24 protein-coding genes, 1 tRNA gene and 1 pseudogene are annotated in these 26207 nt (G+C 55.1%); 13 read left to right on the forward strand and 13 right to left on the reverse strand.

The window, feature by feature from the left end; all coding sequences use genetic code 11:
* Positions 1-46: 46 nt before the first annotated feature.
* The 4 genes from RCCS2_RS13630 to fabF all read right to left on the reverse strand — a co-directional run bounded on the left by RCCS2_RS13630 (position 47) and on the right by fabF (position 4254).
* On the reverse strand, positions 47-1327 hold the full coding sequence (locus RCCS2_RS13630; protein WP_037294221.1) for a DNA-packaging protein: 1281 nt from the start codon (positions 1325-1327) through the stop codon (positions 47-49).
* Entirely contained in the window at positions 1245-1664 is a 420-nt protein-coding gene (locus RCCS2_RS18705; RefSeq protein ID WP_008235196.1) for a hypothetical protein, read from the reverse strand. Before RCCS2_RS18705 ends, RCCS2_RS13630 begins: the two co-directional genes overlap by 83 nt.
* Before the next feature lie 173 nt (positions 1665-1837).
* On the reverse strand, positions 1838-2995 hold the full coding sequence (gene mltG, locus RCCS2_RS13640) for an endolytic transglycosylase MltG (RefSeq protein ID WP_008235197.1): 1158 nt from the start codon (positions 2993-2995) through the stop codon (positions 1838-1840).
* Positions 2995-4254, reverse strand: a complete 1260-nt coding sequence (gene fabF / locus RCCS2_RS13645) for a beta-ketoacyl-ACP synthase II (protein ID WP_008235198.1) — start codon at positions 4252-4254, stop codon at positions 2995-2997. Before fabF ends, mltG begins: the two co-directional genes overlap by 1 nt.
* A gap of 163 nt (positions 4255-4417) precedes the next feature.
* On the opposite strand from fabF, the gene RCCS2_RS13650 reads away from it, so the two are divergent.
* On the forward strand, positions 4418-5350 hold the full coding sequence (locus tag RCCS2_RS13650; protein WP_008235199.1) for a hypothetical protein: 933 nt from the start codon (positions 4418-4420) through the stop codon (positions 5348-5350).
* Positions 5351-5367: 17 nt separating this feature from the next.
* Here the strand turns inward: RCCS2_RS13650 and RCCS2_RS13655 are convergent, their stop codons facing one another.
* The 3 genes from RCCS2_RS13655 to fabD all read right to left on the reverse strand — a co-directional run bounded on the left by RCCS2_RS13655 (position 5368) and on the right by fabD (position 7501).
* Positions 5368-5601, reverse strand: coding sequence for an acyl carrier protein (locus RCCS2_RS13655; protein WP_008235200.1), 234 nt, complete (start codon positions 5599-5601; stop codon positions 5368-5370).
* Positions 5602-5805: 204 nt separating this feature from the next.
* Positions 5806-6543 carry a 3-oxoacyl-[acyl-carrier-protein] reductase gene (gene fabG / locus RCCS2_RS13660; protein ID WP_008235202.1) on the reverse strand — a complete coding sequence of 246 codons (738 nt, stop codon included), beginning with the start codon at positions 6541-6543 and terminating at the stop codon, positions 5806-5808.
* Between the two features lie 19 nt (positions 6544-6562).
* A complete protein-coding gene (gene fabD / locus RCCS2_RS13665) occupies positions 6563-7501 on the reverse strand; it encodes an ACP S-malonyltransferase (RefSeq protein ID WP_008235204.1) in 939 nt (312 codons plus the stop codon).
* 149 nt (positions 7502-7650) lie between these two features.
* Here fabD and RCCS2_RS13670 point away from each other — a divergent pair, with 149 nt between their 5' ends.
* Positions 7651-8838: a cytochrome b/b6 domain-containing protein gene (locus RCCS2_RS13670; RefSeq protein WP_037294247.1), complete on the forward strand. Its 1188-nt coding sequence runs from the start codon at positions 7651-7653 to the stop codon at positions 8836-8838.
* 63 nt (positions 8839-8901) lie between these two features.
* Here RCCS2_RS13670 and RCCS2_RS13675 read toward each other — a convergent pair whose 3' ends face one another.
* Both RCCS2_RS13675 and RCCS2_RS13680 read right to left on the reverse strand, forming a co-directional pair.
* Complete coding sequence (locus RCCS2_RS13675) at positions 8902-9480, reverse strand: YceI family protein (protein ID WP_008235208.1); 579 nt, start codon at positions 9478-9480, stop codon at positions 8902-8904.
* Between the two features lie 126 nt (positions 9481-9606).
* On the reverse strand, positions 9607-10197 hold the full coding sequence (locus tag RCCS2_RS13680) for a hypothetical protein (RefSeq protein ID WP_008235210.1): 591 nt from the start codon (positions 10195-10197) through the stop codon (positions 9607-9609).
* A 268-nt stretch (positions 10198-10465) separates the two neighbouring features.
* On the opposite strand from RCCS2_RS13680, the gene rpsF reads away from it, so the two are divergent.
* The 5 genes from rpsF (at position 10466) to RCCS2_RS13705 (ending at position 14567) form a co-directional block, all read left to right on the forward strand.
* A complete protein-coding gene (rpsF, locus tag RCCS2_RS13685; protein ID WP_008235214.1) occupies positions 10466-10819 on the forward strand; it encodes a 30S ribosomal protein S6 in 354 nt (117 codons plus the stop codon).
* A gap of 23 nt (positions 10820-10842) precedes the next feature.
* On the forward strand, positions 10843-11070 hold the full coding sequence (gene rpsR, locus RCCS2_RS13690) for a 30S ribosomal protein S18 (protein ID WP_008235217.1): 228 nt from the start codon (positions 10843-10845) through the stop codon (positions 11068-11070).
* 12 nt (positions 11071-11082) lie between these two features.
* A complete protein-coding gene (rplI, locus tag RCCS2_RS13695) occupies positions 11083-11721 on the forward strand; it encodes a 50S ribosomal protein L9 (protein ID WP_008235219.1) in 639 nt (212 codons plus the stop codon).
* A gap of 135 nt (positions 11722-11856) precedes the next feature.
* Positions 11857-12492, forward strand: coding sequence for a pyridoxamine 5'-phosphate oxidase family protein (locus RCCS2_RS13700; protein ID WP_008235220.1), 636 nt, complete (start codon positions 11857-11859; stop codon positions 12490-12492).
* A gap of 116 nt (positions 12493-12608) precedes the next feature.
* Positions 12609-14567: a bifunctional 2',3'-cyclic-nucleotide 2'-phosphodiesterase/3'-nucleotidase gene (locus RCCS2_RS13705; RefSeq protein WP_037294223.1), complete on the forward strand. Its 1959-nt coding sequence runs from the start codon at positions 12609-12611 to the stop codon at positions 14565-14567.
* A gap of 72 nt (positions 14568-14639) precedes the next feature.
* Here RCCS2_RS13705 and tig read toward each other — a convergent pair whose 3' ends face one another.
* The 3 genes from tig to RCCS2_RS13720 form a co-directional block, all read right to left on the reverse strand.
* On the reverse strand, positions 14640-15971 hold the full coding sequence (tig, locus tag RCCS2_RS13710) for a trigger factor (RefSeq protein WP_008235223.1): 1332 nt from the start codon (positions 15969-15971) through the stop codon (positions 14640-14642).
* 24 nt (positions 15972-15995) lie between these two features.
* Positions 15996-16080: transfer RNA gene (locus tag RCCS2_RS13715), tRNA-Leu, on the reverse strand.
* A gap of 86 nt (positions 16081-16166) precedes the next feature.
* A complete protein-coding gene (locus tag RCCS2_RS13720) occupies positions 16167-17786 on the reverse strand; it encodes a bifunctional ADP-dependent NAD(P)H-hydrate dehydratase/NAD(P)H-hydrate epimerase (protein WP_037294249.1) in 1620 nt (539 codons plus the stop codon).
* 172 nt (positions 17787-17958) lie between these two features.
* Here RCCS2_RS13720 and RCCS2_RS13725 point away from each other — a divergent pair, with 172 nt between their 5' ends.
* From RCCS2_RS13725 to RCCS2_RS13755, 6 genes and pseudogenes are all read left to right on the forward strand, one after another.
* On the forward strand, positions 17959-18297 hold the full coding sequence (locus tag RCCS2_RS13725; RefSeq protein ID WP_008235227.1) for a P-II family nitrogen regulator: 339 nt from the start codon (positions 17959-17961) through the stop codon (positions 18295-18297).
* Positions 18298-18327: 30 nt separating this feature from the next.
* Positions 18328-19734 carry a type I glutamate--ammonia ligase gene (gene glnA / locus RCCS2_RS13730; RefSeq protein ID WP_008235228.1) on the forward strand — a complete coding sequence of 469 codons (1407 nt, stop codon included), beginning with the start codon at positions 18328-18330 and terminating at the stop codon, positions 19732-19734.
* A 125-nt stretch (positions 19735-19859) separates the two neighbouring features.
* Positions 19860-21173 (forward strand): YadA-like family protein, encoded by a 1314-nt coding sequence (locus tag RCCS2_RS17985; protein WP_008235231.1) that lies wholly within the window; start codon positions 19860-19862, stop codon positions 21171-21173.
* Between the two features lie 162 nt (positions 21174-21335).
* Complete coding sequence (locus RCCS2_RS13745; RefSeq protein ID WP_008235233.1) at positions 21336-23186, forward strand: extracellular solute-binding protein; 1851 nt, start codon at positions 21336-21338, stop codon at positions 23184-23186.
* A 91-nt stretch (positions 23187-23277) separates the two neighbouring features.
* Positions 23278-24617: pseudogene (gene dddP, locus RCCS2_RS13750) on the forward strand (dimethylsulfonioproprionate lyase DddP).
* Between the two features lie 52 nt (positions 24618-24669).
* A complete protein-coding gene (locus tag RCCS2_RS13755; RefSeq protein ID WP_156788558.1) occupies positions 24670-25251 on the forward strand; it encodes a hypothetical protein in 582 nt (193 codons plus the stop codon).
* 92 nt (positions 25252-25343) lie between these two features.
* Here the strand turns inward: RCCS2_RS13755 and RCCS2_RS13760 are convergent, their stop codons facing one another.
* A complete protein-coding gene (locus RCCS2_RS13760) occupies positions 25344-26207 on the reverse strand; it encodes an endonuclease/exonuclease/phosphatase family protein (protein WP_008235239.1) in 864 nt (287 codons plus the stop codon).

Genomic DNA, 26207 nt, shown 5'->3' on the forward strand with positions numbered 1-26207 from the left:
GATTAGGAAATTGACACAGCACCGCGCGACAGCGCGCGCAACACCCTCAAAGCCCGCGAATACTGGGCTTTCGCCACTTCGCGGCAGGCTCAATCATCAAATCGTACAAAGCCCAGACCAACGCATCGACACGATCCGGCGATCCTTTGCCCTCAAAACCACGGCTGGTCATCTGCGCCATCTGATCTTCCAGATCAGATAACCCCCGCACATGGGACACGCGCCCCTGCTCATAAAGCGCCGCAATCGGTTCCGCCCGCGCAACCTTACCCTTGCTGGCATGCACTGACCGATAGGGCACCATGCCATCCACCCCGCGCAGCACAGCCTCAACCATATCGCCGCCCTGATTGACCTCAGCCACCAACCGATCCGCCCCATGCCTGCGCATCGCCGCAATCGCGGCTTCCGCCCAAGCGGTCGGGCGTGCGGCAGACATACTGGCATCTTCCAACACAACCGCACGCCAGTCGTGCGGCGATCCGGTCATGACAACACCCGCCACCACAATCCCACATTGATCAGACCCCGCATGCGACGTCCCCGGCGGGTCAATCGCCACAACAATCCGGTCCAACGCGGACACCTCACCCACCTGACACCCCGCCAAATCGGCCGAGGACCACAACGCCCCCTCAACTTCGGTCAGCATGACGCCTTCCATCTCCTGACGACCCAGCGATGTGCCGCCATAGCGACCCTCAATCTCTTTGAGAAAACTATCCGCCAAATTCGCGCGGTTCGCCTGCGTCGCCGCATGGGTCACCACGGTCGTGTCGCGCTCTAGCAAATCACTCAGCATCTGCGACTTGCGCGGGGTAGTGGTAACACAAGCACGCGGGCTATCGCCCAAGCGCAACGCAAACTGCAACATATCCCAGGCCTCATCGCCACGACGCCACTTGGCCAGTTCATCCGCCCAGACCGCATCAAACTGCGGGCCACGCAAACTGTCTGGATCATGGGCCGAAAATACCTGCGCCTCAGCCCCGTTGGGCCATACCAACAAACGACGGCCCGCAATCCACTCAGGACGTCGGTCAGGGGGGCAAACAGACAAAATACCACTATCGCCAAACACCATCACCTCACGGGCCTGATCCATGGTCTCACCCACCAAAGCCACACGGCGGGCAGCGCCTGGCGCATGGGGTAAAGCCCCTTCCACCATGCGCCGGACCCACTCAGCGCCAGCGCGGGTTTTACCCGCACCTCGTCCGCCAAGGATCACCCAAGTACGCCAATCACCGCTTGGTGCGATCTGATGGGGCATCGCCCAAAAGTCGAAGAGATAGGGCAATGTCGCCAACTGTTCCGGTGTTAACATCTCCAGAAATTGCTTCTGCCAAGAGGCTTTCGCGGAGGCGATCAAGCCTGCACCCGACGTCATGCCGGACGGCGTCATAGTCGATGGCATCTTCATCTGGGTCGGTTCCGAGTTTGGCATGAAAGCGCTCCTCAGCGGTCACCACTTGAAGGTGTGCCGCGTGTAATTGATTAAGTTTGCTTAGAACGTCTTTGAGGGCCACATCCTCACCCGCTTTAAATGCAGCAGTCATTTGCTCCAGCAGTTTGCGAATATCGCGCGACAGAACATCAACCTCGGCTAACCTTTCGGCAGCCAAGAATTCGGGGCTCAGCCCGTCATCGTTTTCTTCATTCATTGTAAATTCAGACCTGTAAGGAAACTTCCGTTACGGTCGAGCGGCAAGGATCGCGTTCACTGATCCCGGTCTTCTAGCAATGGGCAATTTACAATATTGACAGGTCAATTGTCAACCGAACTGGACATCTCCAACGCACGCACGGTTAACAATTTGTTATTAAAAGCAGCGCGTTAGCCGTCGTTCGCGCGCTCCGCTTCAATCTGACGCCACACCGCCACATTGCGGTTGTGATCATCCAGATTGGTCGCAAACGCATGGCCGCCGGTGCCGTCAGCCACAAAGAAAATATACTCTGTTGTGTCTGGATCAAGCGCCGCTTCGATCGCCGCCTGTCCAGGGTTGGCAATCGGTGTGGGCGGCAGGCCTTCGATGACATAAGTGTTCCACGGCGTCGCACCGCGCAGCTCACTCTGGCGCAATCCACGGCCCAAAACACCCTCGCCCCGCGTAATTCCATAGATAACCGTCGGGTCCGTCTGCAAACGCATGCCACGGTTCAAACGGTTCACAAACACGCTCGACACCTGACGACGCTCATCCGGCACGCTGGTCTCTTTCTCGATGATGCTGGCAAGGATCAACGCCTCCTCAGGCGTCTCCAGCGGCAAACCATCCACGCGGTTCTGCCAAGCCTCAGCCAAGATCGCTTCTTGCGTCTCACGCATCCTGCGCAGCACGGATGATACCGTATCACCGTCAGAAATGTCATAGTCGCGCGGGGCCAAAGACCCCTCGGCGGGTGCGTCGGTCACGTCGTCGCGCAGGATATCAATTTCGCCAAGGGCATTCATGATCTGCCAGCTGGTTGCACCTTCGGCAATAACCAACCGGAAGGTCGCGCTTCCATCGGCTTTGACCTCAGTATAGGCCGCTGGCGGTTCTTCGTCAGACACCACAAACCCAGCAAGTTCAACGAACTGATTGGTTGCGGGGTCCAATTCACGCACGTCAACAATCGTGCGATTAATGCCAACACGGTAAATCACCTCAGCGCCGCACGTATTGCGGCCACCACGGGTCACAATATCCACGATCTCTTCCATCGACGCGGCCTCAGGCACACGAAACCGACCTTGCTTTAACTGGCCAGATTTTTCGGTATAATCCGCACCCAACTCAAAAATAAAAGGTGAGGAGATAGCACTCTTCTCAACCAAATCCGCACTCACACGGCTAAAAGTGCCGCCACCGGGCACCTCAAGGCAGATCGCGGCCTCCAACGGGCCCGCAGCGCGGTACTCTCGCGCGCCCCAAGCCACAACACCGGCAATCAGGAACAAGCCAACGATCAGAAACGTAAAAGCATTCGACGCGATATGCCGCCACATCAGTCCACTTTCCCAAAGACAACGCTGGCGTTGGTGCCGCCAAAACCAAAGGAATTGGACAGCGCCACGTCAATCTTTGCAGGGCGCTTTTCATTGGCACACAGATCGACGACCGTCTCGCAATCAACCGTATCAAGGTTGATCGTCGGCGGGGCAACCTGATCACGGATCGCAAGGATCGAAAAAATAGCCTCAATCGCACCAGCAGCACCCAACAGGTGACCTGTCATGGATTTCGTCGACGACATCTTCAGCGATGACGCAGCATCGCCCACCAACCGCTCCACAGCGCCCAATTCAATTGTATCGGCCATGGTGGATGTTCCGTGCGCATTGACGTAATCAATCTGGCTCGGCTCAATCCCCGCATTGCGGCACGCCGCACGCATCGCACGCTCAGCACCCTCATGATCGGGCGGCGGGGCCGTGATGTGGTGGGCATCGCCACTCAAACCATATCCCAGCACTTCGGCGTAAATCTTGGCACCGCGGGCCTTCGCGTGCTCATATTCTTCAAGCACGACAATCCCCGCACCTTCGCCCATGACAAATCCATCCCGGTCCGCATCCCAAGGGCGGCTTGCCTTTGTGGGATCATCATTATGCTTTGTGCTCAGCGCCTTACAAGCGTTGAACCCGGCCATACCAAGCTCACAAATCGCGGCTTCTGCACCACCGGCGATCATCACATCCGCATCGCCGTGCTGGATCAAACGAGACGCATCACCAATCGCATGTGCACCTGTCGAACAGGCCGTCACGACCGCATGGTTCGGACCGCGAAAGCCATATTTGATCGAAACCTGACCCGAAATCAGGTTAATCAAAGCGCCCGGCACAAAGAAAGGTGAAATGCGACGGGGTCCCTTTTCGGCCATCATCACGGCGGTATTGGCAATGGAATTCAGACCACCGATACCCGAACCGATCATCACGCCAGTCCGCTCAAGATCCTCGCGGTCTTCTGGCGTCCAACCGGAATCTTCAATGGCTTGCTGTGCTGCAGCCATGCCAAAAATAATGAAAGTATCGATCTTACGCTGCTCTTTCGGATCAAGGTACTGATCGGCATTAAACGTACCATCTGATCCATCGCCCAGCGGGACTTCACACGCGTATTGCGTGGTTAAACGGCTCGGATCAAAGCCGGTAATCTTGCCAGCACCAGACTGACCATCCAAAATCCGTTCCCAGGATTTTTCCACACCGTCCGCAAGGGGTGTGACCAACCCCAGACCTGTCACAACAACACGACGCATATTCTGCCCTCACCTCTTGGCGTATTTGGCCCACTGATAGCCTAGCCGGTGGTCTAGGGGCAAGGGCAGCAGTCAAGATCGGCAAGGATAGGACACATGCGTTTCATCAGGTCTTAAGGCATTGGCGGTAGATGTGATGCAGAGACGAAGAAGGAATAGCAGCATGCGACGTCTGGGATTGATCATCAGTCTTGCAATCGGCACGTTTGGCGCAAGCGGGCCCGCCCACGCCGATTGCGCCCTAATCGACAGGATCGACAAACTATATACGATCCAGTCGCGGCTTGCCCGCGATCCTGCAACCGCCCTCTTTGCAAATGACATCCGGCAAATTCGCATCGCAAGCGCAGATATCAGCAATGATGAAGTTCTCAACGCTGTGAATGGAAACCGGTTCACCGGACATGGGGCAGATGTTTTGCAATTCCTGCAAAACACCCGGCTCTTGCTGCAACAAGCCAGCCTTGATGATCCACAGTCCGTGCGCCCACATTTCAACATCGTCAGGCGTGGCAATCTGGACAAGATTGGACAACATCTGCTTGATCTGCGCTGCAACGCTGCGCAAATCGCATACGATACAGATTTCAACAGTAACCGCGATATAAGTGGAACAAGCGATGCAGAGGATTTGGCAGAAGTCGCCGAAAATCTGTCAGCACTTGCAGCTGAGGTTTTTCAATGGCGCACGCTGTTTCTCACACTGACGCTCATTGCTGTGGTGACGGTCGTTACACCAATTATACGACGCTGGCTTATTCTGCGACGTCGACGGGCGAAACGGCATAAAACGACCTATAATACACGGTATTGTCGGCAAAACCTCAAAGTTCCCGGCGTGCTGATCGACATCAATTGCTTCGGTACCAAGTTAAGGCACAGCGACGGCACAGAAATCCCCAAAGGCGAAAAAATCGGGGTCAATATCAGCGATCAATGGATTGATGGCGAAGTGGTCTGGGGCAATACGCACTACAGCGGCGTCAAATTCGACAACAGAATCTCGCTCAAGGATGTCGAAACAGTCCGCCGCGAAACGGGCGTAGCAAATTTGCAAGACAAAACGAAAAACGGCGCCCCAAAGGACGCCGTCTGATAAATCTTTCAAAACGCTTACTGTGCGCCGTCGATGAACTTTACCGCGTCACCAAATGTCTGGATGGTCTCGGCAGCATCGTCAGGGATTTCGATCCCGAACTCTTCTTCGAAAGCCATAACCAGCTCAACAGTGTCCAGACTGTCAGCGCCCAGATCATCAATAAAGGACGCAGATTCCGTCACTTTGTCTTCTTCAACACCAAGATGCTCTACAACAATCTTGCGTACGCGGTCTGCAACGTCGCTCATATCAAATCCTTACGTTTCTATGGGCTTTCGCCCGTTGTTCCCAAGGCTTGCGCCCATTCTTATGCGGCAATAAAAACCGCGGCCTTATCTGCGTCGCGCAACATTTGACCTAGCGTCACATGCGCGTTCCAGCAAATCTGCGTGGCCTATAACAGAGAATTCCGCAATGGCAAACGCTTTGTCGTCATCGAAAGTGGCGACTCGCTAGAACATGGCCATGCCACCGTTCACATGCAAGGTGGTGCCCGTAACATAAGCAGCTTCGGGACTGGAAAGGTACAATACGGCGGCTGCGATTTCCTCTGCATCGCCCATTCGGCCTGCAGGAACTTGTGTCAAAATACCAGACTTTTGCTCATCCGTCAGTTTGTCTGTCATCGCAGTGGTAATAAATCCTGGCGCGACACAGTTCACCGTAATGCCACGGCTCGCAACCTCATAGGCAATCGATTTCGACATGCCCACCATACCAGCCTTCGAAGCCGCATAATTCGCCTGCCCGGGATTGCCGGTTGCCCCCACCACAGACGATATATTCACGATACGGCCCCAGCGTGCCTTCATCATCCCACGGATCACGCCCTTACACAGACGCATCGTCGACGTCAGGTTCACCTCCAGCACTGATGCCCATTCTTCATCCGACATGCGCATAAAGATGTTGTCGCGGGTAATGCCAGCGTTGTTCACCAGCACATCAACCGATCCCATCGCATCAGCAGCCTGCTTTGGCAGTGCAGTTACTTCCTCCGCATCACTCAGATTACATGGCAGCACATGCGCACGGTCCCCCAGGGATGCCGCCAATTCCTCCAACGGGGCGACCCGCGTGCCGGACAGCGCAACCGTTGCACCAGCGTCATAAAGGGACTTTGCGATCGCACCACCGATACCCCCAGATGCACCTGTAACTAGCGCATTCTTTCCGTTTAAATCAAACATTTAAAATCCCTTCTTCAAGTCATTTACTCACCGTAGCAGCAACAGCCACCACGTTTTCAGGTGTGCCCACAGCGGCAGATGTCAGACCACGGTCAATGCGCTTGACCATGCCAGACAGCGCCTTGCCCGCGCCGATTTCATAAACCTCGGTCACGCCTTGCCCAGCCATATACATCACGCTTTCGCGCCAACGCACCGCACCAGTGATCTGTTGCGCCAACAAGTCTTTGATTTGCGCACCGTCCGTCACGGCCTCAGCCAAGACATTGGCGACAACCGGCACTTTGGGGTCCGCAATCGCGACGTTGGCCAAAGCTTGCGCCATCGCATCAGCGGCGGGTTGCATCAAACTGCAATGGAAAGGTGCGCTTACAGGCAGCAACAACGCGCGTTTCGCACCCTTTTCTTTGGCGATATCCACCGCACGTTCAACAGCCGCCTTATGCCCGGACACAACAACTTGGGCGGGGTCATTATCATTAGCCGCCTCACACACCTCACCTTGGGCCGCTTGCGCCGCGACTTCTTTTACAGCCCCCAAATCAAGGCCCAGCACGGCCGCCATCGCACCCACACCCACTGGCACCGCATCTTGCATCGCCTTGCCACGGGCGCGCAGCAAGCGGGCCGTATCGGCCAGTGAAATAGCTTCTGCTGCGGCCAGCGCCGAATACTCCCCCAACGAATGACCGGCCACAAATGATGCAGCACCCACTGACACGCCCTCTGCTTCCAAAGCCCGCATCGCGGCAATCGAGGTTGCCATCAACGCAGGCTGTGCATTGGCTGTGAGGGTCAATTCTTCAATATCACCACCCCAGATCAAACCGGACAGGTCTTCTCCCAGCGCCTCGTCCACCTCATCGAAAACCGCCCTGGCCGCAGGATAAGCCTCGGCCAGCGCCTGACCCATCCCAATGGTTTGTGCACCCTGTCCCGGAAATACAAATGCGCGCATCAAATGCCCCCTTGTCGTTGTTTTTTGTTGTTTGACGCTTACCGCGCCACGTGCCCGCACACAAGCACCGCACCGATGCACAGACAATGGCCTGTGCCGGGACGCCAGACGTGCTAACTATGGCAGCAGACACAGCATCGGAGTTCGCAATGTCGGGCACACAAACCGCCGCCACCTACGGCATCGTCACAAAAACCTTTCACTGGCTCACAGCGCTACTGATCCTGACGATCATTCCGCTGGGTGCCGTTGCCAACAGACTGCCATATGAAACCAGCGAACAACTGGCTTTCAAGGCGCAGCTTTTTTCCTTTCATAAAACGCTCGGTGTGATTGTATTTGTCGTTGCCTTGGCCCGGATCATATGGGCTTTGACACAAACAAAACCGGCCACATTACATCCCGAACGCAAGGTCGAAACACTGCTGGCGGACTTGGTGCATTGGCTGCTCTACATCTCACTTGTGGCTGTTCCATTGACCGGTTGGATCCATCACGCTGCCACCGAAGGTTTTGCGCCACTCCTTTTGCCGATCAGCCAGGAACTGCCTTTTGTGCCCAATGATGAAGGCATCGCAAAGCTCTTCGCAGGGCTGCACTGGGTCTGGAGCAAGATCCTGGTTGGATCCATTCTGCTGCATATCGCAGGTGCTCTTAAACACCACTTCATTGACAAAGACGCCACGCTACGGCGCATGTGGTTCGGGCCGTCAATTGCAACAGCGGGGGCCCATCAAAGCAGCCTCACAGCGCCAATCGCAGCAGTAGTGATCTATATCGCAGCGACCGCGGCAGGCGCAGCGGGCGGGCTTTATACCACAAAATCAGACATCGTGACGGCCGCCCTTGACGAAGTATCATCCGAGTGGACGGTAACAGAGGGTGAAATCGGCCTGACGGTCACCCAACTGGGCAGCCCGGTAGAGGGCGCTTTCAACGACTGGACCGCAGCGATCACCTTTGATGAAACCGCCACAGGTGTTCTTGGCCGTGTTGAGACGACAATCGCCATCGGCTCTTTGCAGCTGGGGTCTGTGACCAACAACGCGCTTGGCACTGACTTTTTCAACGTTGGCACCTTCCCGACGGCGGTCTTTGCCGCCGACATCGTCTCTGACGGGGCGGACGGGTATCTGGCCGAAGGCACACTGACCATCAAAGACATCAGCGCCGACCTCACCCTGCCTTTCACTTTGGTGATTGAAGGGGAGACGGCCCAGATGGAAGGCGCTGTCGTGATTGATCGCCGAACCTTTAACATCGGGCAAAGCATGAATGACGAAAGCAATCTGGCCTTTGCGGTCAACGTCGCTATCGCGCTGACGGCAACGCGCTAGACAACAAAAAAGGCCGCTTCCATTCGCGGAAGCGGCCCGAATATTTCTTCGTTCTAAAAATGCTTACTCAGCTTGCATCGCTTCAATTGAAATCATGATTTCAACTTCGTCGCTGACGAAAGGCGCGAAATTGCCAACCTCAAAATCGGAACGCAGCACGGTTGTTGTCGCATCAAAACCGGCCCATGGCTTTTCTGCCATCGGGTGCATGCCGACTTGGTTCAGCTTGGCATCCAGCACAACAGGGTTTGTGATGCCGTTCAGGGTCAGGTCACCTGTGATCAATGCGGTATCTTCGCCGGTCACTTCGATAGCGGTCGATGTGAATGTCACCATCTCATCTTCGGCTGCATCAAAGAAATCACCACTCATGAAGTGATCAAAACGTGCTTCCCAGCCGGTGAACATGGTGCGCACAGGAAAAGAAACATTCACGGATGAAGCAGCAGGATCTTCCTGATCGAACGCAATCTCACCTTCAAAGCCTGAAAACATGCCATACGTCGTCGAAAAACCAAGGTGGTCATAAGTGAAAACGATCTGGCTGTGGCTGGCGTCCAGCACATAGTTTTCAGATGCTGCGAAAGCAGGCGTCGTCAGTGTAGCAGCGGCAATGGCAGCCGTGGCGATAAAAGATTTCATGATGCGTCTCCAAGCGTTGATATGTACATCACACACACTTAGGGCATCTTCACACACTGTATAGCTTCAAAAATGAACACAACTTGTTCATCTACGCAGTTTGGTCAGCGCTGCATCGCGCGTTGGTCAGGCCGCCTCAACACCCGCCAAGGCATCAACACCCAACAAATCCCGCGCAAGCCGGTCCCGCAATGGTAACAGTTGCGCCTCCGTGCCAGCGGCCACAGCAATCGTCTGTGCCGTATCACGATAACCCAAAAGAAGCTGACTTTGACCTGTTTCAGCATCTGGTTCCAGAAAAATGCCGCCGATCTCATCAAAAGTGTAAGCCGCGACCATTGTGGGCCTGCCAGAGCGGTTGCAAACAACCTCTCGTACCTCGTTTTGGCGCGTATCCACATGGATTTCAGGCAGCGTACCACGGCTCGCGAACCACAACAGATAAAAACCCGCAGCGCCCATCAGTGTCGCCGCACCAATGCGCATAATACCCAATCCGCCATCGAAAAACAGCGTTGGAAGCACCAGAACGCCCAGGGTCGCTGTGACCAGGCAAACGCCAAAGAAAAAGCAAATCGCCTGACCAAACATCACCGAAAAAGGTGCACCCTTGCCGGATTTCACCTTATAGCCCCAAAACACGTCATCAATCTCAAACGGGGATGTCCGCGCAATATCGTTCGAAAAATCAGCGACGGTCGCATTCATATCTGCCATCTGCCCACTCCATCTTTTCATCTACACTAGAATCCTCGCTAAACGCGGCAATAAAGGGGCAAGCTTAGGGCGGGGTTAAGAAATCTGCGATTGTTGCCAAAAACAAAGCTTTTGTAGGTGTTTCATAGCTTGCATCAGAACAATCCGGCAGTATAAGGCCCCATCCTTGCTGCAACATGTATGAACTGCGCAGCCTCTCGTGGATGGGACGCATGCAAGGAAAACCGCCCATCCTATGAAATGCGCTGATATATGAACTGGAGTACGCATGCCGCTATACGAGCATGTCATGATTGCGCGTCAGGATCTGTCCAACACGCAAGCTGAAAGCCTTATCGAACATTTCGGAACCGTTCTTGCCGACAACGGCGGCAAGTTGCTGGAAAACGAATACTGGGGCGTCAAAACGATGGCCTATAAGATCAACAAGAACCGCAAAGGGCATTATGCCTTTATGCGCACAGATGCCCCTGCCCCTGCTATTCAGGAAATGGAACGCCTGATGCGCCTGCACGAAGACGTCATGCGCGTGCTGACCATCAAGGTCGATGCACATCAGGAAGGCCCTTCTGTGCAAATGCAAAAACGCGAAGAACGTGGCGATCGCCGCGAACGCCGCTGATCTGTAGATAAGGACAAACAATCATGGCTACTAAACCATTTTTCCGCCGTCGTAAGTCCGATCCGTTTGAGGGCGATAACGCCCCCAAGATCGACTACAAAGACACCCGCCTTTTGCAGCGCTACATCTCTGAGCGCGGCAAAATCGTTCCCGCCCGTATTACTGCTGTTGGTGCAAAGAACCAGCGCGCCCTCGCCCGTGCGATCAAGCGTGCCCGTTTCCTTGCCCTGCTGCCATACGCCGTCAAGTAAGGAGCAAAGCACATGGACGTTATTCTACTTGAGCGCGTGGCAAAGCTTGGCCAAATGGGCGAAGTTGTGTCCGTCAAGCAAGGTTACGCACGTAATTTCCTTCTGCCACAGGGCAAGGCCCTGCGGGTGAACGATGCCAACATGGCGCGTTTCGAGGCTGAAAAGGCCCAGATGGAAGCACGCAACCTGGAAACCAAAAAGGAAGCAGACGCGCTGGCTGAAAAGCTGGACGGTGAAACATTCATCATCATCCGCTCTGCATCTGACGCAGGTTCGCTTTATGGGTCTGTCACCACACGTGACGCCGCCGAAGCCGCCACAGAGGCTGGTTTCTCAGTCGACAAAAAGCAGGTTGTCCTGCTGGGCGCGATCAAAGAACTGGGCCTGCATGACGTATCCGTCGAACTGCACCCAGAGGTCGCTGCAACAATCACACTGAACGTTGCACGCTCTACCGAAGAAGCCGAACTGCAAGCCGCTGGTAAATCAATCGCTGAACTGGCTGCCGAAGAAGAAGCAGCCGCTGAGTTCGAAATTCAGGAACTGTTTGACGATATCGGCGCTGCTGCATCTGACGACGAAGAACTGGCTGAATCAGCTGGTGTCGAAGTTGCAGAAGACGCATCCGAAGATGAGACCAAAGAAGATTAATCTTCTCGCATCTTTGCACAACATCAGGCCGCTCCTATCCGGGGCGGCCTTTTTCGTTGGCTTGGGGAAACACTGGATAAATGGACGCTTAAACGCTTATGATTTGCCTGAACTGCTGCAACGCATAGGACGGCCATGCCTTACCAACCGACCGACATCATCACGTCAGAGGCGCAGATCCGCGCGGTGATCAGCGGCATTCACGCGGCCCAAAAGCACAAGGTTCTCGATCATATCGACGATCACTGCCGTATCTGGATCGAACGCAGTCCCTTCATCATCGTCTCCACCGTCGATGCACAAGGCAACCTTGATACCTCTCCCAAAGGCGACCCTGCGGGCTTTGTAAAGGTTGTGGACGACAAGACACTCGCGATCCCCGACAGGCCCGGCAACCACCGCTTCGACAGTTTTCAGAACATCCTGCAAACCGGGCGCATCGGCATCGTTTTTATGGTGCCCAATCGCAATGAGGTTGTCCGCGTAAATGGCAGTGCCCAGATCGTGCGTGACCTGCCCTTGCGCGAAAGCATGGCAATAAACGGGCGTGTGCCTGACTTCGCAACCATCGTCGGGGTTGAAGAGGCCTTTTACCACTGCGGTAAAGCCATCATCCGGTCAAAGCTGTGGCAACCGGATCAAGCCGCCCCGACAGATGGCCTTCCCACTTACGGCGAAGCGCTTTTCGCGCAAAGCCAAAGCGGGCTGACGCAGGAAGACATCGACGCGCGCCTGCGGCACAACGAAAAAAACCGGCTCTACGACGAATAAGGCGCAGAACTGAACAAGAGAGGGTTCGCCGATACTATCCGCGATTGTCGACACACCCTTGTCAGGATGCACAGGCAGGCGTTTACTATCCTCATCATTCAAAATTGGGGGTTCACATGTCACTACGTCTTAATCGTCGTCACTTTATCGCGGGTTCAGCAGGCCTGATCGCAATGCACCCGTTTTCCGTCAATGCTGCATCCGGTCAGGCGCATTTACGTCTTATGGAAACCACGGACCTGCACGTACATGTCTTCCCATATGACTATTATGCGGACCGGCCCGTCGACACAGTCGGCCTGTCCCGTACCGCCAGTATTATCGAAGGGGTCCGCGCCGAATCCACCAACTCACTGTTGCTCGACAACGGGGATTTCTTGCAAGGCAACCCGATGGGCGACTACATCGCCTATGAGCGGGGCATGAATGAAGGCGATATGCACCCGGTGATCACAGCGATGAATACGCTGGGCTTTGATGCCTCGACGCTGGGCAATCACGAATTTAACTACGGCATCTCGTTCCTGATGAAATCGGTCGCTGGTGCTGCCTTCCCCGTCGTATCAGCGAACGTGGTCAAGGAAATGGGCGCATCGCCAACCGCCGACACGACCCTCCTGCCCCCTTACACGATCCTTGAACGCGAGATTATCGACGGCGATGGCAACGCCGCCCCAATCAAAATTGGTCTTATTGGGTTCGTTCCACCACAAATCATGAACTGGGACCGCAAACATTTGGAAGGCAACGTACAGGCCCGCGACATCGTCGAAACTGCGCGCGCCTATGTGCCGCAAATGATAGAAGAAGGCGCAGACATTATCGTTGCCCTGTCACACTCTGGCATCGGCGGCGCCGAGGCCGAATATGGTATGGAAAATGCATCCATCCCCCTCGCCGCGGTCGATGGGATCGACGCGATCCTGACCGGCCACAGCCACCTTGTCTTCCCATCCTCAAACTATGACGATTGGGCCGGCGTCGATGTCGCTGCAGGCACTATTGGCGGCAAACCGGGCGTCATGGCAGGGTTTTGGGGCAGTCACATGGGCCTTGTTGATCTGCTGATCGAACGTGATGGCAGCAGCTGGCGCGTCCTGTCGCACACGGCCGAGGCACGCCCCATCTCGCGCCGCGAAGAAGACCGCAGCATCACACCACTGGTCGAGGATTTCGAACCGGTTCTGGCATCAATCCAAGACGTTCACGACGAAACCCTCGCCTATGTGCGCACCGCCGTCGGGAAAACGGCAGCCCCACTCCACAGCTATTTCGCATTGGTGGCGGATGATCCTTCGGTCCAGATCGTGTCCAATGCGCAACTCTGGTACATCGCAGATCAGCTGACCGGCACGGAATATGCGGGGTTGCCCATTTTATCGGCCACCGCCCCCTTCAAAGCAGGCGGGCGCGGCGGGCCTGAATACTTCACGGACGTTCCTGTTGGTGATGTGGCAATCAAAAACGTGGCCGACCTCTATCTTTACCCCAACACCGTGCGCGCGGTGAAAGTGACTGGCGCACAAGTGAAAGACTGGCTGGAACGATCCGCGGGTATGTTCAACCAAGTGGACGCAGGCGCGACAGATGCGATCCTGCTGAACCCTGACTTCCCCAGTTACAACTTCGATGTGATGGACGGTGTGACATATCAAATCGACCTGACCCAGCCCTCAAAATTCGACCGCGAGGGCGCAGTGATCAACCCAGATGCCAATCGCATCGTGAACCTGCAATTCGATGGGCAACCCGTTGATCCAGAACAAGAGTTCATTATCGCCACCAATAACTACCGCGCTTCTGGCGGTGGCAGTTTCCCCGGTGCGCTGGGTGATACGATCATCTTTGAAGGGCCCGACACCAACCGCGATGTCATCGTGCGCTATATCGTGGAACAGGGCACGATCGACCCCAAGGCAGACGCCAACTGGTCCTTTGCACCGCTACCCGACACGTCCCTTATGTTTGAAACCGGCCCCGCAGGTGCGGCCTATGCCGACAGTGTCGAAGGGATGACAATTACACCCGCAGGCACCAGCGACAGCGGCTTCGCGCTATTCCGTATTGAGATGTAGGCACTGCACCCCGCACAAAATAAAAAAGGCGCCCTGTTCGGGGCGCCTTTCCTTTAGCTACCTGTCGAAGACTTACTCTTCTTCAAGCTTCTCAACAGCTTTCTGCAGGTCATCTTTGCTGACCTCTTTGTCCTTTACAACAGCCTGCTCAAAGATATGATCAACGACCTTGTCTTCAAACATCGGTGCCTGCAACTGCTGACGGAACTGCGCATTTTGCTGCACAAACTCAAAGAACTGACGCTCTTGACCCGGGTACTGGCGGGCTTGGTTCATGATCGCTTGTGTCATTTCCTGATCGGTCACTTTGACCTCAGCCTTCTGGCCAATGTCAGCCAACAACAGGCCCAGCTTTACACGGCGCTCGGCCAGCTTGGTGTGTTCTTTGGTCGGCTTGATCTCGGGGTGATCATGGCCTTCGACGTCAGGGTTTTCTTCGTGCCATAGCTGATGGGCAATCTGGTTAGACTCAGCTTCAACCAATGACGCTGGCAAATCAAACTTGACCTTCTTGTCCAACGTATCCAGCAGACCACGCTTGGCAACGGCACGGGACGCGCCTGTATATTCCGCTTCCAAACGTTCGGTGATCTGTGCTTTCAAAGCGTCCAGATCTTCGGCACCGAATTTCTTGGCTAATTCATCATCCATCTTCGGCGCCTTGGGCGCTTTGACTTCCTTGATGGTGCAAGAAAAAACCGCCTTTTTACCGGCAAGCGCTTCAGCCTGATAATCCTCGGGGAAGGTCACTTCGACGTCTTTTTCGTCGCCCGCTTTGACCTTCAACAGGCCATCTTCAAAACCGGGAATGAACGAATTGGAGCCCAGCACCAGCGGATAATCCTCAGCAGCGCCACCTTCAAACGGTTCGCCATCAACTTTACCAACAAAATCCAGAATAACCTGATCACCATCTTTGGCTTGGGTCTTCTTGGGTTGGTAATCAACAGCCTGCGGGCTTTCGGCAAGGTTATCGAGGGCTTCTTTGACCGAATCCTTATCAGCCTTCACAACCATGCGCTCCAGCTTGATCTTGCTGAAATCAACGTCCTCGATCTCCGGCAGCTTCTCGTAGGTTACGTCGACCTGCACGTCGTCGCCTTCTTTCCAATCTTCATTGGTCATCTTCATCTCTGGCTGGGCCGCCGGACGATCACCTGTTTCTTCCAGATGCGAAGACAGCGCGCCGTCAATGGCTTCCTGCATGCTTTCGCCCATCAGACGCTGACCAAACTGCTTGCGCAGCAACGCCATCGGCACTTTGCCCTTACGAAAGCCCTTCATTTCAACCGTGGGCTGCGCTTCTTTCAGCTTTTCTTCAACCTTGGCATCCAGTTCAGCCGCCGTGACGGTGATCGCATAACCGCGCTTGAGGCCTTCGTTCAGGGTCTCAGTGACCTTCATGTGCTGTCCTTCTTTTTTCAAACTTGGTGCGGGTGAAGGGACTCGAACCCCCACGCCTCGCGGCGCCAGAACCTAAATCTGGTGCGTCTACCAATTCCGCCACACCCGCATGATCAAAAGGGGCAGGTTTTGGGCCTGCCCCCGGTTGCGCGCTGTCTAGCAAAGGAATGACAGGGATGCGAGAGGAAAAATCGCTTAAATTCCAAGGGCGCGAAAGACTTTCGGCAATTCCTCGGGCAAGTCTTCGGCAATCAGCCCCGGACCAAAGGACAGCGCGCATTCGGTATGTAGCCAAGCGCCGGTTTCAGCGGCCTGCATCGGGGCAAAACCACGGGCCAAAAGGCCAGTGATAAAGCCCGCCAGAACATCGCCCGAACCGGCGGTGGCCAACCAGGGCGCGCTGCGTTCATAGACGGATGCATTAATACTGCACCGCCCCGAAGGATCAGCGATCACCGTATCGGGACCCTTGAACAAAACCACACAGCTTGCCCGCTTTGCCGCTTCACGTGTCGCATCAACCTTGGAATAAGCCGGGCCTTTGGTAGCAGGTGCCACAAGCTTCTCCGCGATATCAGGAAATAGCCGCGCAAATTCACCGGCATGCGGCGTCAAAACACACGTGTCATGCAGCAAAGCGAAAAGAGGCGCATCGCGCCCGATGAGCGTCAAAGCATCCGCATCCAGCACCATGGCCCGCCCGCTCTTCAAGCCTGCCTCGATGAGGCCACGGCTCTCATCGCTCACCCCCATCCCCGGTCCCATACAAAGCGCATTCATGCGGTCGTCGGACAAAACATCGTCCAACCCATCCACACCTTTCACAGAACGAAGCATAATCGCATTCAACTGCGCCGCATTCTCGATCAAAGCCGCAGGTGGACAGCCTACTGTCACCGCCCCTGCCCCAACACGCAAAGCGCCACGGGCGGCAAGACGCGCAGCGCCGCCTTTGCCAACAGAGCCGGAGATTATGAGAGAGTGACCATTGCTATACTTGTGGGGTTGATCCTTGCTGAATTTGCCCAACCAGCTCCAATTACAATCAGGTTCGTACCACCAGCGCGGGATCAAGCGTGGCGCAATCGTCAAATCTACACGTCTTTTCTTGCTATTCTTATTTGGTCGAACACCCAATTCCATCAATGCTGAATTCCGATCCAAACCGATATCCGAAATGGCAATCTTTTCGCAAATATCAGCCCCTTCGCCTAGATAATGACCCGATTTAGCAAACTGGAATGTAACCGTCAGACTTGGTCTTATTTGCGGAAGATAGGCCTCATTTGCGCCATGCAGCAGCGTTCTGCCGCTGTCTGAACAACATCCTGATGGCATATCAACAGATACTACGCGGTCAATTGCGCATGCATCATTAACGATTTTTGCAACGTCACAATCAACGGCTCTGGTTAATCCAGTTCCAAACAATGCATCAACGGCGAGTTCATAGTGACATTTCCAAGCATTAAATTCACTAATTGGAGAAGTTCCACCAAGCTCCCCCCACCGCTCATAATTCACCCGCGCATCTGGCGGTAGCTTCCCCGCATCCCCATACAAAAACACCTCAACATCCCACCCGGCCTCTTTCAGCAACCGGGCCACAACAAACCCATCCCCGCCATTATTGCCCGGCCCGCACAGCACAACGGCGCGATGGCCATTGCCGCGCAAATCAGGCCATTCTTCAAAAATCGCCTCTACAACGCCGCGCCCAGCGCGCTCCATCAACTCCAGCCCAGTTACCTCGCCAGAGGCAATCGCCGCCTGTTCGATGGCGCGCATTTGGGCAGCGGTCAGTAGTTCGGTCATGGTTTCAACACCTAAAGTTTTCAATTCGCCAACCAAACGACCAACTTGCACAAAAATTAAGCAACACATAGTCTTTCGCTGGGCCAGCTTGCCATCAGGTTCCGCTACGAATTGTCCCTATGCAAGAGAAATGGTCTCACCACTGACGAAACACCAAAGGGGGAATCGCGCCGTGAAAAAGATCGAAGCGATCATCAAGCCGTTCAAGCTCGACGAAGTGAAGGAAGCTTTGCAAGAGGTTGGCGTGCAAGGCCTGTCTGTCGTCGAAGTCAAAGGGTTCGGCCGTCAAAAGGGCCACACCGAATTGTACCGCGGCGCTGAGTATGTGGTTGATTTCCTGCCCAAGGTGAAAATCGAAGTGGTTTTGGCCGAAGATCAGGTTGATGGTGCCATCGAGGCAATTATCGGTGCCGCCAAGACTGACAAGATCGGCGACGGCAAGATCTTTGTCTCACCTGTCGAACAAGCCATCCGCATTCGTACCGGTGAAACCGGCGACGACGCACTTTAATCCAAACGACACGAAAAGGGACCTGTATAGATGGACAACAAAGCTGTTCTGAAACTGATCAAAGACGAGGAAGCCGACTATGTCGACATCCGCTTCACTGATCCACGCGGCAAACTGCAACACGTGACTGTTGTGGCTGATCTGGTTGACGAAGACTTCTTGGAAGAAGGCTTCATGTTTGACGGGTCTTCTATTGCCGGTTGGAAATCCATTGATCAATCCGACATGAAACTGATGCCGCAGGCCGAAAGCGCCTATGTTGATCCGTTCTATGCAGAAAAAACCGTCTGCATTAACTGCAACATCGTTGAACCTGACACGATGGAGGCCTACAGCCGCGACCCACGTGGTACAGCGGTGAAAGCAGAAGAGTACCTGAAATCTTCCGGTATCGGTGATGTGTCCTACTGGGGCCCTGAGGCCGAATTCTTTGTCTTTGATGATGTGCGCTTTAGCGTCTCCATGAACAAAGTGTCCTACGAAGTTGACGCCATGGACGGCGCATGGAACACAGACACCGAATACGAGATGGGCAACACAGGCCACCGTCCCGGCGTCAAAGGCGGCTACTTTCCCGTCAACCCAATCGACGACGCACAGGAAATGCGGTCCGAGATGCTATCCACAATGAAGCGCATGGGCATGAAGGTCGACAAGCACCACCACGAAGTGGCGTCTTGCCAGCACGAGCTGGGCCTGATCTTTGGCTCGCTCACGCATCAGGCGGACGAGCTGCAGAAATATAAATACGTCATCCACAACGTCGCCCAAGCTTACGGCAAGTCGGCAACATTCATGCCAAAGCCGATTGCGGGCGATAACGGCACAGGCATGCACGTGAACATGTCGATCTGGAAAGACGGCAAGCCGCTATTCGCAGGCGATAAGTATGCTGACCTGTCGCAAGAGGCGCTGTATTTCATCGGTGGTATCCTCAAGCACGCCAAAGCGTTGAACGCGATCACCAACCCATCAACCAACAGCTACAAGCGCCTGATCCCGGGCTTTGAAGCGCCCGTTCTGCGCGCCTATTCGGCCCGTAACCGGTCCGGTTGTGTGCGGATCCCATGGGCCGAAAGCCCCAAGGCCAAGCGCGTCGAGGCGCGTTTCCCTGATCCGGCAGCCAACCCATACCTGTGCTTTGCGGCGCTGTTGATGGCTGGTCTGGACGGCATCAAGAACAAGATCGATCCCGGTCCATCATCTGACAAAGACCTCTATGATCTGCCGCCGGAAGAACTGGCAGCGATCCCAACGGTCTGCGGCAGCTTGCGCGAAGCGCTGGAAGCGCTCGAAGCCGATCACGACTTCCTGCTGGCCGGTGACGTCTTCACCAAAGACCAGCTTGAAGGCTACATGGAACTGAAGTGGGAAGAGGTTTACGCCTACGAACACACACCACACCCCATGGAATACAAGCTGTATTACAGCTGCTGATATTTACACATCATCGACAAAAAGAGGCGTCCATGCGGGCGCCTCTTTTTTTTGAGAATGATTTCCGGACCTGACGCGTAAGTGTCGTGAACATTAAAGTTCATTAACCAATTTGGAGTCCGGAAATGACAAGTAAGACCAAGGTTTCGACATTCACGGTGGCTGCCGTTGCAGCACTTTGTATCGTGGCACCGATTAGTGCCCATGCGCAGTCCCTCGCTGTGACCTGTGAAGGTGGTGCCGGTGGCGATGTCTGCGATCAGTCCGATATTAACGAGATTGTCGCCGACGTGAACCAGAACGCAACTGATATTGACGCAAACACCATAGCTGCCAGCAACGCGCAAACCGCCGCTGACAATGCACAAACAACAGCCAATGGTGCCGCAACAACCGCAGGCAACGCGCAAACTGCGGCAGATAATGCCCAGACTACCGCGAATGGAGCAGTCACCGCTGCGGGCAATGCCCAGACAGCCGCCGACAATGCGCAAACAACGGCCAATGGCGCCACAACAGCAGCTAGCAATGCGCAGACTGCGGCGGACAACGCACAAACCACAGCCAACGGTGCTGTAACTGCGGCAGACAACGCGCAAACGGCCGCCGACAACGCGCAGACCGCAGCGGATACAGCACAGTCCACTGCTGACGGTGCTGTCGCTGTAAACGCAACACAGCAGACAGAAATTGACGCCAACGAAGCCGCTGCCGCAAACGCACAATCCACCGCAGATGGCGCTGTCGCGGTCAACACAACACAGCAGACAGAGATCGATGCCAACGAAACCACCGCTGCAAATGCGCAGGCGACCGCTGATGATGCTGTCGCCGTAAACGCAACGCAACAGACAGAAATTGACGCCAACGAAACCACGGCTGCAAACGCGCAGACGACCGCTGATGGCGCTGTCGCGGTCAACACAACACAGCAGACAGAAATCGACGCCAATGAAACCGCCGCTGCAAACGCCCAATCCACCGCTGATGGCGCTGTCGCTGTCAACGTCACGCAACAACAAGAGATCGAAACAAACGAGGATAACATTGCGACGAACGTCACAAATATTCAGACAAACGCGAACAATATCGCAACCAATGTCACCAATATCCAAACCAACGCTGACAACATCGCTACAAACAGCGCCGATATCGCAACGAATGCCGCAGATATTGTCGACCTTAAGGATGGTCTTTCCGAATTGCGCGGCGACCTGAACAAAGGTTTGGCCATGTCGAACGCCATGGAGGTTTTTGCACCTGACCCAGGCTCAAACTTCCGCCTGAACGTTGGTACTGGTTTTCATGACGGGGAATCCGCGTTTGCTGTTACAGCATCAGGCCGCGTTGGCGAAGCCGGGAGCACAATCGTCTACCTTGGTGTTGCGGCAGCAGACGGTACAGCAGGCGGTAAAGCTGGTGTTTCTTTCCAGTGGTAAGCCACGTTGATAACTTGAAACTGGCGGGCTCTTGCCCGCCATTTTCGTTTCTAAATGGTACATATGGGCGCCTATGATCGTCCGCAGAGCAATATTGAAGCCCGCCGCATAAGCGCTAAACTTCTTTATAGGTTACCTGCCTTATCCAAGAGAAAGCACGCCATGCATCTTCGCCTTGCTATCGCCCTGCCCTTCATGGCGCTCACCGCCCCTGCCTTTGCCGATGTCACCATCAGCCATGGCTTTTCCACCTTCGGCGATCTCAAATATGGCCCGGATTTCACGCATTTCGACTATGCTAATCCTGACGCCCCACAAGGCGGCACAATGAGCCAGCGTCAGGTTTTCGGAAATCGTACTTTTGACAGTCTGAATGCGTTCATCATCAAAGGTGACAGCGCCCCCGAGGTTAGCATGCATGTTTATGACAGCCTCATGGTGCGGGCCAATGATGAACCTGATGCACTCTACGGGCTGATTGCCGAAACGATCGAATACCCCGATGATCTGTCTTATGTGACTTTCAACATGCGGCCTGAAGCACGGTTTCATGACGGCGAACCGGTCACAGCACAAGACGTCGTCTTCACGATCAACGCGCTGAAAGCGGAAGGGCACCCCTTTTATCGCAATCTGCTTTCGGATGTGATCGAGGTTACTGCCGAGACCGAAAACCGCGTGCGCATTGATCTGCCTTCAGGTGCTGGCAGCGGACTTCTGGGGCGCATCGCAGAACTGCCAGTGTTGCCGGAACACTTCTACGATGATGCGCCCTTTGACGAAAGCTGGATGGATACCCCCCTCGGCTCTGGTCCTTACGAATTGACTGCGGTCGATGCCACACGTTCGCTCACCTTTTGCAAAGATGATGATTACTGGGCTGCGGACCTGCCAGTCAACGCAGGCCGCAACAACTTTGAATGCTTCAATTACGAATACTTCGTCGACGACACAATCGGGCTAGAGGCTTTTGCGGCTGGCGAGTATCACATGCGCGCTGAATACCGGTCATCCTCATGGGCGACAGGCTATGACTTTCCCGCAGCCCAGGCCGGTTATGTCAAGCAAATGCTGATCCCTGATGGCCGCCCGGGCAGTGCGCAGGGCATCTGGCTGAACATGCGTAACCCTGTGATGCAAGACATCCGCGTGCGCCAGGCCCTGGATTACGCATTCAATTTCGAATGGACGAATGAGGCGATCTTTTACGATACCTACGAACGCACAGACAGCTTCTTTGAAAATACCGACATGCAGGCCAGCGGCCTGCCCGAAGGTGCAGAGCTAGCCTTGCTGGAGGAGTTTCGCGATCAGTTGCCACCCGAGGTTTTCACTGACCCTGCCTATGTCCCCAACGTCAGCAGCAACCGCCCACGTGACCGGGCCGCGTTGCGCAAGGCAGGCGAATTGCTGGATGCGGCCGGTTGGGTCGTGGGTGACGACGGTATTCGCCGCAATGCGGCCGGAGAGCCGATGCAACTGGAATTCCCCGACAGCAGCCGCAGTCTCGAACGCGTTATGATCCCCTACACCGAAAACCTTAAAGCTTTGGGAATTGATGTAGAATTTAACGTGATCGACCCAAGCTCGTGGACGCAACGCCGTCAGGCTTTCGACTTTGATATGTCTTCAACAGCTTGGTCGGTATTGACGACACCCAGTGCTGAACTGCGGGCTTTCTACGGATCAAGAGCGGCAAATGCTGAAGGCAGCAACAACCTGACCGGCATTGCTGACCCGGTTGTCGATGCACTGTTAGAACGTGTTGTGGTTGCCAAAACGCGCGATGAGCTAAACATCGCCGCCCGTGCATTGGACCGGGTTCTGCGCTCAAAACACATCTGGGTGCCGGGCTGGACGATCAACAGTCACCGTATTGCCGTCTGGGATATCTTCGGCATCCCCGAAGAACCCGCCCCCTACGATTTTTTCCGCAACGTGGATTTTTGGTGGTTTGAACGCGACAAATACGATGCCCTCGTTGCCGAAGGCGCATTGGACCCCGGCCTTTGAACCCATCCGAAAACCGGGAAATGTCGAAAACGGACATGATCTAGGGCGCGGCACGCGCATACTTGGCCCCGCAAGGCCAAGGGATACTGCGATGAACACCCACTACCGCGACACCCGCAAGATCGACCCGACACGCGGTGCCACATTGGGGGATGGCACCCCCAATGACCAAGACCGGGTTGAGATTGGACCCACCCAACTGGCTTTTGGCGAATGGGCTGCCGCTGGATTACAATTGCCTAATCTGCCTAGCCTGCGCACATGGCGGCACAAGCGCTTGGTCGATGCGGTCAATGCCCGCAACTATGGCGGTATACTGATGTTTGATCCGCTCAACATCCGCTACGCAACCGACAGCACCAACATGCAACTATGGAACAGCCACAACCCGTTCCGGGCGTGCATCGTTTGTGCCGACGGTTATATGGTGATGTGGGACTATAAGAATGGCATGTTCCTTAGCAAATTCAATCCGTTGGTGAACGAACAACGCACTGGTGCCGACCTGTTCTATTTTGACCGCGGCGATAAGTTGGAACCGGCCGCCGACAATTTCGCCAACCAAGTCCGCGATCTGATCATCGAACACGGCGGCGGCAACATGGCACTTGGCGTGATAAACCCATGCTGCACGGCCTGCGCGCGCTGGAGGCTGTTGGTTTCACCGTTCACCCCGGCGAGGAACTGACCGAAAAGGCGCGCAGCATCAAAGGCCCCGATGAAATCTTGGCCATGCGCTGCGCCAGCCACGCTTGCGAAACAGCTTGCTATGCGATGGAGGACGCGGCCCGCGCAGGCGTACCCCACGGCGATATGTCCGAAGACGATATCTGGGCGGTCCTGCACGCTGAAAACATCATACGGGGTGGCGAATGGATCGAAACGCGTCTGCTGTCGTCCGGTCCGCGCACAAACCCATGGTTTCAGGAATGCGGCGGGCGGATCGTGCAGAACAACGAAATCGTGGCCTTTGATACCGACCTTGTGGGCGCTTACGGCATCTGTGTGGATATCAGCCGGACATGGTGGATCGGCGATCAGAAACCACGCGCAGATATGATCGAAGCGATGCAGATCGGGGTTGAACATATCCGCACCAATATGGATATGCTTAAACCGGGCGTGAATATCGAAGAGTTGTCGCGCAAAACCCACGTGTTGCCTGATAAATATCAAAAGCTGAAATACGGCTGCCTGATGCATGGCGTGGGCCTGTGCGATGAATGGCCCTTGGTTGCCTACCCCGACAAGATGGTGCCGGGTGCGTTCGATTATGAACTGCAACCCGGTATGACACTTTGTGTTGAGGCGCTGATCAGTCCCGAAAATGGGGATTTTTCAATCAAGCTGGAAGATCAGGTGCTGATCACCGAAGATGGCTATGAAAACCTGACAAAATACCCGCATGATCCAGCCTTGATGGGGCATTAAAAAGTCAAAAAGCATCGGCCTACACCGATGATCCGCTTCCAAGACCTTGGCAATGAGCACACCTGCGGTTAGGCATTTGTTATATCGGAAAAATGATTGGAAATCCCTGATGTTATTCAACTCTGCTAGAAAATTATCTGCCATCATCATGGCGCTATCCTTATCTGCGTGTCTTCCCGCCCAAACGGGTACATCAGGCAGCACTTCCGCTGATGGTAACTCAGGCGCGCAAACCGCAACCAGAGCCGTAGCATCAGCCAGCAACCCAATTGTAACGCCCAGTTTTGGCGGCGAGCGGGTGAGTTGGAATAATGATGGCGGCGGACTGACATATCGGTTTACAGCCATCGAACGTGATGGCGAGGTTTTTGTCTGTGGTGCCTATGGCGGGGCTGGCAGATCTTATGTCTCAGAGGCCAACCGTGAGCTGATGCGGCGGTCAAGCGTGACAGTGAATGATGAAACAGTGTTCCGAAATCTGACCTTTTTCTACCAAGCATCCAACAAAATGCTCGACACACAGCTTGTCGGAAGCGAAACGAGATGCAAATCAACGGGTCTGGCCGCTGGCAGCGTCGCGCTAGAGGATGTGAAGGTCGAGCTTCGCGAAGGACGCATCCGCATCCGTGTTTAAACCGCAGCGTCATGCCCCCATGTAGCCCTTTGAACAGGTCCCGCTTTTGGGACAGTGTTGCGGTTAGCTGGGGGTAAAACTGCGCTTTGCCCCTAACGCGTCAGCGAAACATCAGCCAAAACGCCAAGGTGATCCGACCCCAACAAGCCGCGGTACTGTGCGGTGCCGCCACCCGGCGCATGCACATGATCCAGCAACAGCGGCACACCGCGTAAATCAAATGTCGGGCGCACCGGCTGCGCAACCCGCAACGCCGCCGCGTGCTGCATGCTTTGTACACTTTGCGCCCATGGGAAAATGTTGAAATCCCCCGCCATCACAACCGGACTTTCCAGCGTTTCCAACACATCAGACGCCACCTCTGCTGATCGCGCATTGCCGTATGGGAACGGCCAGCTGAGGTGGACCGAGGCCACCCAAACGGGCCCCTGCCCCATGTTAATCTGTGCCGCAGCCACAGCCCGCCGATGCGAGCATTTGGTCTGCACAATCGGTTCGCGTGACAAAACCGCAATGCCGTTCCACCCTGAAAAAGAACACAGATGCTGATGCGGATAGATGTCCCGCAAATCTGCCAGCATTGGACGATTGGTGGGTGACACTTCTTGCAAGGTCACAACATCCGCGCCGCTATCACGAATATCAGCAGCCAGGGCATCCAGTTCGCGGTTCCCGAACCACATATTCTTGGAATAAATCCGCAAATCATCCGCATCTGCTGTACCAACAAGCATCGGCACCGTTGTGCCCGCCCCCAACAGCACAGCCGCTGCCAACATCAGGCGCAAGCGCACACCCATGGGAAAAACCAGTACAAGCAAACACAGCACTGCCAGCGGCAACCGCAGCAATGACAAGCTGTCAAACGCAGGATGCAGCGCCCCGGCAAAGCCGAACAAAACAGCAAGCAGCAGACAAAACGCCCCTGCTTTCAGACCCAAAATCATCAATTTCAT

This window comes from Roseobacter sp. CCS2 (assembly GCF_000169435.1).
Taxonomy (GTDB): domain Bacteria; phylum Pseudomonadota; class Alphaproteobacteria; order Rhodobacterales; family Rhodobacteraceae; genus Yoonia.